The sequence below is a fragment of the Rhodococcus sp. BS-15 genome, assembly GCF_000813105.1.
GTDB lineage: Bacteria > Actinomycetota > Actinomycetes > Mycobacteriales > Mycobacteriaceae > Rhodococcoides.
Genome location: NZ_BAOX01000221.1, coordinates 1 through 8,306 on the forward strand (window position 1 = coordinate 1; position 8,306 = coordinate 8,306).

Here is an 8,306-nt window from a genome sequence, read left to right on the forward strand (position 1 = left end):
GACACCGCGATGTCGCCGTTGCCCGCCGGGGTGATGCCCTGATTCCTCAACTCGTCCAGGAAACTCTGACCGCGGTCATCGATCTGACTTTCCGTCGGCCCCGGGAAATCGTCCGGGACGGGCTGAGGCTGCTCCGGCGGCGCGGTGGCCGCCTCACCCGGGCTCGTGGTCGGCGCAGCGGTGGTGGTGGACTCGGCAGCCGACGTCGTCGAACTCGCCTCGGTCGTCGACTCGGCGGCGAGGTGGTGCTCGTCGGCGCTCCGGTCGCCGTCGAGTCGTCACTCCCGCAGGCCACCAGCATCGAACTCGCCGCCACGGCGAACACACCGAGCGACAGAGTCCTGGTGAGGGAATTACGCATCATCGATCGAAATCCTTCGGTCGTCGGGTTCGCAGGCGAGACTACCGCCGCGCTCTGTGAGAACTCTGAGCTGCTATCCGCAGGTTCTACGGCGCGATCGTGGCAACGCCGTCCTTCAGCGTGATGATGCCGAACTGGAAGTTCTGCTGCTTGCCACCACCGTCGATGTCGAACTGATCACTGGTGGGGTAGCCCAACCGGCCGCCCTCGTAGCCGACCGATCCCCATGCGTCGAAGATCGGACCGTACGGTGTTGACCAGGCTCCGCTGAGCGGACTCCAGTAGATGTTGCCCGTCTCGAACTGGTTGAAGCGTCCGCCGTCCCTGATCGGGCCGAGCTCGTTGGACTTGGGGAACCCGAGAGCTCCACTCTCCCAACCCAATTCGCCGTACTTGCCCAGAATCATGCCCTGCACCGAGTGCACACCTGCATCGGGAGAGGTGTAAATGGCACCGATCTCGAAGCCCTGTACCGATCCGGGCTTGTTCGGCGTTTCGACCTCGTCGAGCACCGGGTAGCCCAGCGGTCCGCCCTCGTAACCCTGGGCAGCCCACTCGTCGAGCACAGCACCCTTGACCGCGTGCGCGCCGGTCTGCGGCGTGAAGTAGACCATGCCGTTCTGGAAGGCGTTGAACCGTCCACGGCCGTCGGGAGTACCGATCTCGCCGGTCGTCGGGAACCCGAGAGCGCCCTCTGGGCCCCCGTTGCCCTGGTAGATGCCACCGATGGCACCGGCGACGACCTGCGCACCGGTATCGGGGGTGAAGAAGACCCGGCCGAAGGTGAAGTCCTGAGCGCGACCACCGGCCACGTTGTACTCGGCGGTCAAGCACGGGCCGAGCCACGAATTGGCACCGCTCGCGTTGCCGATCAGTCCGGCGACGCTGCACGCGGGCTTGTCGACCTCGACACCGAGTGCGGTGGCGAGCTGCGGCCACAGCTGATGCAGCTCGAACTGCCAGTACGGCCACGAGTGCGTGCCCGACGGCCGGTAGTTGACCTGAGCGGGAATGCCGAGCTGATTGAGCTTGGTGGCGAACGTCTGCGAGGTCAGTCGCGAGAGGATCTCGAGACCCATGCCGGCGTAGTTGGTGCTCACGCCGGGAATGGGCGACGGCTGATCGTACGGTCCGGCCGAGCCGTTGCCGCTGGAGATGTAGAGGCTGACGCCTTCGAGCTTGTCGGCCAACATGTACGGATCGTGCTGTGCCCACAGAGAATTCGAGGGCGGCCCCCACATAGCGCTGGAGCTGTAGCCGCCGGCGTCGGTCATCGCGTACTGGATTGCCTGCGGCATGCCGAGCGAGGTGGTGCTCAGGATGCCCGAGAGCGAGCCGGCGAACTTGAAGAAACCGGGGTTGCGCGCGGCCAGGAACATCGCGGACGTGCCGCCCATCGACAACCCGACGACTCCGCGGGTGTCGGTGCTACGCCAGTCCCGCTCGAGGATCGGTGGGAGCTCCTTGGTCAGGAACGTCTCCCACTGGTAGTTCTTGCCGTTGTCCTGATCGACCCAGTCGGAGTAGAAGCTGGACTGGCCGCCGATGGGGAGGACCACGTTGACGTTCTTGTCGGCGAAGTAGGACTCGGCGTCGGTCTCGGCCGTCCAGCCGTTCTCCTGATCGGTCGCGCGTAGGCCGTCGAGCATGTACACCTGCGGGAACGTGGCCTGCGGGTTGATGTTCCAGTCACGCGCGAGCAGCAGCTGAACCTGGATGGGCGTTCCCATCGAGGGCGACTGGATCCACAGCGCGACGCGACGATCGGAGAGCCAGTCCACCGACGTGACGGTGGCACCGGACGTCTGCGTGTAGGCGGGGCCGGCAAGCGCAACAGGGGCCGTCTGCGCGATGGGGGCGGCGGAGGCGACGGTCGTCGCCGCGAAGGGGATCATCAGCGCGGAAGCGACGGTCAGTGCTGCTGCCGCTCGTCGAGCCCGTGTGCCGGCCGATGTAGTCCGACCGAACCGAACAAGCTCAGTGCGCATGATGGTGACTCTCTTTCGACGTGACTTTCGAAGGTCTCCTATCGAGACATGCTTCGTATGTCTTTCTACACGTGCCCGGTGCCGACGAGCAGCAGACGCGCTGTGACTGGTGGTGCAATTGTGAACTGGTTCGACGGTGGCGATCACGGTCGAGACCGAAAAATGCCGCCCGGCGCACAGACGCGGGGCGGCATTTCTCGAAGAACGACTTCTCGATCGGTGTCAGGCGTTGAGCGCGTCCAGGATCTGGCCGCGAGCCTTCCACAGCTCGGCTCCCCAGTACGGCCATGCGTGGATGCCGTTGGACGGGAAGCTGTAGGTGGCCGGGATGCCCAGAGTGTTCATCCGGATCTGGAATGCACGGGTGTTGGCGAGCGAGAGTGCCTCAAGCGCCATGCCGTTGGCCGTGTTGTAGAAATCGATCGGCGCGGCCGGACGATCGAACTCGCCGGGCAGACCGCTGGCTGCCGAGATGTACAGGGACAGGCCCTCGAGGCGCGGCGCGAAGACGAACGGGTCGTTGCGCAGCCACGCCGGGTTCCAGGGCGGTCCCCACATGGAGTCGACGTTGAAGCGACCTGCGTCGAGCATCGCGACGCGGATGGCCTCACGCATGCCGGGCGCCGAGATGTTGAGGTAGCCCGAGAGCGAACCGGCGAACTTGAACTGATCGCGGTGGTACGCGGCGAGCGTCAGAGCTGCCGAACCACCCATCGACAGTCCGAGAACACCGTTGTTGCTACGCGAGACGCCGTAGTTCTCGAGGAACGCGGGCAGCTCCTCGGTCAGGAACGTCTCCCACTTGTAGGTGACTTCCTGGCCGTTGAAGTTCGACGAGGTGTACCAGTCGCTGTAGAAGCTCGACTGACCGCCGACGGGCATGACCAGGGTCACGTTGTCGTTGGCGAACTGATCCTGCGCGTTGGTCTCGAACGTCCAGGCGTTGCGATCGTCGCGTGCGCGCAGTCCGTCGAGCAGGTACAGCGCAGCGTTTCCGCCGCGGGCCGCCCACTGGACCTGGACCTTGATGGGGCCCATCTCGGACGGGACGATCAGGTCTTCACGGCCACCGGCAGGGGCCTGATGCGCGACGGGAGCGGGCGCTGCAACAGCGACTGCTCCACCGACGACACCGGCTGCGAGGGGAAGTACGAGCGCTGCAGCACCGACGCCGAGCAGGCGCTGACGCCAGCGTGAAGACGCCTTCGGTGTTCTGCTGAGGCCGGCAAATCGCATGAATCGTGCTCTCTTTCATCTACGCGGTCTCCGCGACATGCGGCCCCCGGCAATCGAACAGGGCTTTCCTGGTGGCCCCTCCGGGCCGAAGGACGATGTGGTCCCGAAAAATCTGAGGTTCTGCTGTGAAAACAGGCGAACCGCTCGATGGAGGTTATTCCATCGAGCGGTTCCAAGGCAAAACTGTGATCAGCGTCCCAGTTTCACCTCGACGTTTCCCTGGAACAGGAGACTATCCTGCTCGGTCCCCGCTGAACAGCCCTGAAAAGTCGTGAAGTTTCACTAAGGGCCGGAAAACGGACCAAACAACCGAAATGTTCCGTGACCGGGTCAGTTACCGATGTTGGCGCTCAGGTCCGGTGCCATGATGCGGATCTGCTCGCCCCAGTAGCCCCACTGGTGGGTACCGACGGCCGGGAACGCATACGTGACGTTGTTGGCACCGATGCTGGCCATCCGGATCTGGAACGCCCGACTGTTCGCCAGTGCGATGGCCTCGAGGCCCATGCCGTTGCCGGTGTTGTAGTAGTCGATGAAGCTCCGCGGGCGATCGAGTCCGCCGGGCAGACCGCTACCTGCGAACACCCACACGCGGGTTCCGTTGTCGCGCAGACGAGGCGCGAAGACGAACGGGTCGTTGCGCAGCCACGCCGGATCCCACGGCGGTCCCCACATCGCGTCGATGTTGTAGCGACCGGAGTCGAGCAAAGCCAGACGCATCGCTTCACGCATGCCGGGAGCGGAGATGTTCAGGTAACCGGACAGCGAGCCTGCGTAGCTGAACTGGTCCGGGTGGTAGGCAGCGAGCGTCAGAGCAGCAGAGCCACCCATCGAGATACCGATGACACCGTTGCGGTTGGGGTTGAAGCCCCAGTTGGCGCGCAGGTTCTCACGCAGGTTCTGCGTCAGGAAGGTCTCCCACTTGTACGTGGTCTGCTGGCCGTTGAAGTTCGACGGTGCGTACCAGTCGGAGTAGAAGCTCGACTGTCCGCCGACCGGCTGGACGACGTTGATGTTGTATCCGGCCAGAACGGCACCGGCGTCGGTCTCGTGCTCCCAGCCGGAGATGTCGGTGGTGGCCCGCAGCCCGTCGAGGAGGTAGACGACACGGTTGGTGTTGCCGTCCGCGGCGCGCCAGACGCGACTCTTGATCGGACCCATGCTCGAGTCCGTCCAGACGTCGATGGCATTGCCGTCGAAGGCAGCGTTGGCAGTTGCGCCACCGCCGGCTACAGCCAATCCCAGTGGGAGGACCACCGCCATCAGCATGGACGTGGCGGCGCGGCGTCCCCAGGACCCACCCCGCTTGTCCTCGGACCGGCTCTTCCTTCTACCCAGCATGCACTCGACCTCTCAGCTGCTTCATCGTCACATCGGTTACGCAATCAACGCTTGATCTCGCAAGTTCTCCATGTCTGCCGCCCGACCACACAGGTCGGACGCATACACATCCTCCGCACTTATCGCACGAAGGACGACCCCCGTTACATGATCGAGATAGCTCATCTTGGCGTCGAGACCAATTCGGCGCAACCCGGTGACCTTTTCGTGTTCGGACATCTAATTGTCCGCCTTCAATATCGGGGCCGGAAGATCACATCGTTGTATTTCGTACTTCGGCACTCGATCGAACCGATATCCGGCGTAGAACAGCGAGCGCTTGAAATTCCGGACGAACAAATCCTTCGTCAACGGGGCCCGATACGAGGTGAGCAGCTCCTGGGTGTCGGGGCAGGTCAGTGCCACCTGAGCCTCGGTGACCCAGTCCTCGTCCATGTACCAGGCAGGTAGGGATAGACGGCGACGAGTCCGAGATCGGCCACCACCCAGTCCGGATACAGGTTCTTGTCGTGTCCGATCCGGCCGTTCTCGAGCCGCTCGGTGTGTGACGCCAACGGGTATGCCAGCCCCATCTGGTCGATGACCCGCACGTCGAGACCGACGTTCATGCTGGTCATTCCGAGGTTGAGGAAGAAGACGGTGTGACCGAACCCACCCTCGGGGATGGGGAGCGGTGGTGGCACGACATCCCAATACGTGAACTGAGCCGACGGCAACAGCAACCCGCCGTCGGGAGTGTCCTCGATCGCCTCGACCATTCCCCGCATGCGCGGGTAGTCGAGGTAGTCCGAGGCCAGGATCGGATGGGCGTGCCCGGTGTTGAGCGAGTAGAACGCCCGCTCGTCGACGATGCCGCTTCGGCCGACGATCGAGCCCTGCGGCATACCCGTCGTATTGGCAGCCGCGACGGCCCAAACCACGATGCCACCCCAGACGAAAAGATCGGCGACGAAAACCGCTGTGGCGCGATCTGCAGACCAGCGTTTCGGGAGGGCAACCGGCAGCACCGAAATCGGCAACAAAAGCGTGAACAATGCCGGCAACAATGTCCGACCGTGCATGAAATCGCCGCCGACGCGGATGGCGTACAAAGCCAGCAGTAGACCACTGATCAACACGAAGACGACCACGGCGGTCGGCGTCCGCAGCGCTGCGAGCCAGCCGCCGACGGTGCGGGGCAGGGACAACCGCACTCGCGAGGCCGACAGTGCAGCACCGACGACCAGCAGTACGAGCGGCAGCCACAGCAGGTACGGCCCCACGAGGTTGGACAGGTACTCGAACCCCTGCGACCACTTGGCTCCGCCGGCATCCTTCGACACCGCGGTGTTGGGGTACGGCAGGCCGTAGTAGCCCATGCGCCAGATCTGATAGAGCACCGGCACGGCTCCGGCGAAGGCGAACACTCGCAGCCTGGACAGCCAGCTCTGCGGGGCCAGGAAGATCATCGCCAGCGCCAGCACCGCCACGATGGACAGTTCCGGACGCACCAGCGGGCCGAGCCCGGCGAAGAAGGCCAGCAGCAGTAGCTCGACGCCACCGGAGCGGCGCTGGCCCCAGCGGACCATCAGCAGCCACAGCATAGCCAGCCAGAAGATGACCAGGCAGGTCTCGAGCCCGGATGTCGCGAAGTCCCGGGCGGGCGGAACCGCGATGTAGACCAGTACACCGGCGGGCAGGAACAGAGTCTGCGACGCGGTGCGACCACGTAGCGCGAACGTGCCCATCATCGCGAGAACGACGGCCGCCGTGGACAGAACCAGTGCGATCGTCAGCACGACGTACTCGAGCCGGCCCTCGCTGAGCCAACTGCCCGCGTAGACGAGGTAGGTCCAGATGGTGCTGGTGTTGGTTTCCACGCGTTCGCCCGCGTTGAACACCGGTCCGTTGCCTGCCAGCAGGTTGCGGACGGTACGCAGAACGATCAGGCCGTCGTCGGCGATCCAGCGGCGCTCCCACGCACCCCAGAGGAACAACGCCCCGGTGACCACGGTCCCGATCCAGAAGACGGGCCTGGTGATCGATGCCCGAGCGGAGTTCTCTTCTCGCGCGTCTCGCTGGTCAGGCGAGGTAGACAGCGACACCAACCACTCCGATCCACGCTATGGCGAGCAGCTGCAGAACCCTGTCTCCCAACGCGATCTCTTCGGGTTCGCCTGCCTCGCCGCCATCGACATCCACTGCGTATCGCAGGATTGCGATAGTAAACGGAATCATCGAGATGGCGAACCAGTTGGCACCCGTGCCGGCATCTTCCTGGAACGCCCACAGGCCGTAACAGATGACGACGGCGGTCGCAGACAGTGTCCAGACGAATCGCAGGTACGTGGTGGTGTAGTTCTCGAGCGATTTGCGGATCTTCGCTCCGGTGCGTTCGGCCAGCTGGAGCTCCGCGTAGCGCTTACCGGCCGCCATGAACAGCGAACCGAACGCCATGATCAGCAGGAACCACTGCGACAGCGGAATCGAGGCAGCGACCCCACCGGCGATCGCCCGGAGCAGGAAGCCCGAGGAGACGATGCAGATGTCGAGCACGGCCTGGTGCTTGAGGCCGAAGCAGTACGCCAGCTGAATCGCGATGTAGACGCCGATGACCAGCGCCAGCTTCCAGTTCGCGATGAACGAGAGACCGATGGCGAGACCGAGCGAGACAACCGCCATCGCGTAGGCGATGTTGACCGGCAGTACGCCCGCGGCGATCGGCCGGAATCGCTTGGTGGGGTGCGCGCGGTCGGCTTCGACATCCAGGGCGTCGTTGACCAGGTAGACCCCGGACGCGGCGAAGCAGAACACGACGAACGCGAGCGCGACGGACAGCAGAACGTCGGGGTCGGTGACCGAGCCCGCCGCCAACGGTGCAGCCAGCACCAGGACGTTCTTGACCCACTGACGCGGACGAAGCGCCTTGACGATGCCGTCCGCCAGGTTCTTCGGCGGTGCGCCTACGGGTGCGGCATCCTCGCTCATTTGTCTCCTTCGAACTTCACGACGGCCGCAGCCGTCAACGCGCCGAGTGCCGATCCGGCCAGCACATCGGTGGGGTAGTGGACTCCGAGCACCAAGCGCGAGAGCAGCATGGGTGGGACGAGGACCGCCGGTAACGGTAGCCCGGTCACCCGGCCGAGGAGAACCGCGGCGGCTGTGGTGGATGTCGCATGCGAGGACGGGAAGCTCAGTTTGCTGGGTGTCGAGACGTTGATGCGCACGGCCGGGTCGTGGGGCCGCGGCCGGCGCACGATGCGCTTGATGACGATCGACGCGGCGTGGGAACCGACTGCCCCGACGGCCACCGAGGCCCACTGACGCCGACGCGGCTTGTCCAGTGCAGCTCCGATACCGGCGATCGCGACCCAGCCGAGTGCGTGTTCGCCGAAGTGCGA

General features: G+C 64.6%; 6 protein-coding genes and 1 pseudogene. 1 reads left to right on the plus strand and 6 read right to left on the minus strand.

What is annotated here, in order from left to right:
* The coding region (locus RHBS_RS29170) for a hypothetical protein (RefSeq protein WP_187298574.1) at positions 1-485 on the plus strand (485 nt) is incomplete at its 5' end.
* Here the strand turns inward: RHBS_RS29170 and RHBS_RS20220 are convergent.
* The 6 genes and pseudogenes from RHBS_RS20220 to RHBS_RS20245 all read right to left on the minus strand — a co-directional run.
* Positions 448-2,349, minus strand: coding sequence for an alpha/beta hydrolase-fold protein (locus RHBS_RS20220; RefSeq protein ID WP_121871816.1), 1,902 nt, complete (start codon positions 2,347-2,349; stop codon positions 448-450). The two genes, RHBS_RS29170 and RHBS_RS20220, sit on opposite strands and share 38 nt — an antisense overlap.
* Before the next feature lie 222 nt (positions 2,350-2,571).
* Positions 2,572-3,585, minus strand: coding sequence for an alpha/beta hydrolase family protein (locus RHBS_RS20225; protein ID WP_121871815.1), 1,014 nt, complete (start codon positions 3,583-3,585; stop codon positions 2,572-2,574).
* Between the two features lie 330 nt (positions 3,586-3,915).
* Entirely contained in the window at positions 3,916-4,926 is a 1,011-nt protein-coding gene (locus tag RHBS_RS20230; protein WP_183130341.1) for an alpha/beta hydrolase family protein, read from the minus strand.
* Between the two features lie 219 nt (positions 4,927-5,145).
* Positions 5,146-7,010 (minus strand): annotated as a pseudogene (gene zomB, locus RHBS_RS20235) (flagellar motor control protein ZomB).
* Complete coding sequence (locus tag RHBS_RS20240) at positions 6,988-7,893, minus strand: decaprenyl-phosphate phosphoribosyltransferase (protein WP_121871812.1); 906 nt, start codon at positions 7,891-7,893, stop codon at positions 6,988-6,990. Before RHBS_RS20240 ends, zomB begins: the two are co-directional and overlap by 23 nt.
* Positions 7,890-8,306 (minus strand): phosphatase PAP2 family protein (locus tag RHBS_RS20245; protein ID WP_145977553.1); only part of this gene is annotated, 417 nt, incomplete at its 5' end. The genes RHBS_RS20240 and RHBS_RS20245, both read right to left, overlap by 4 nt.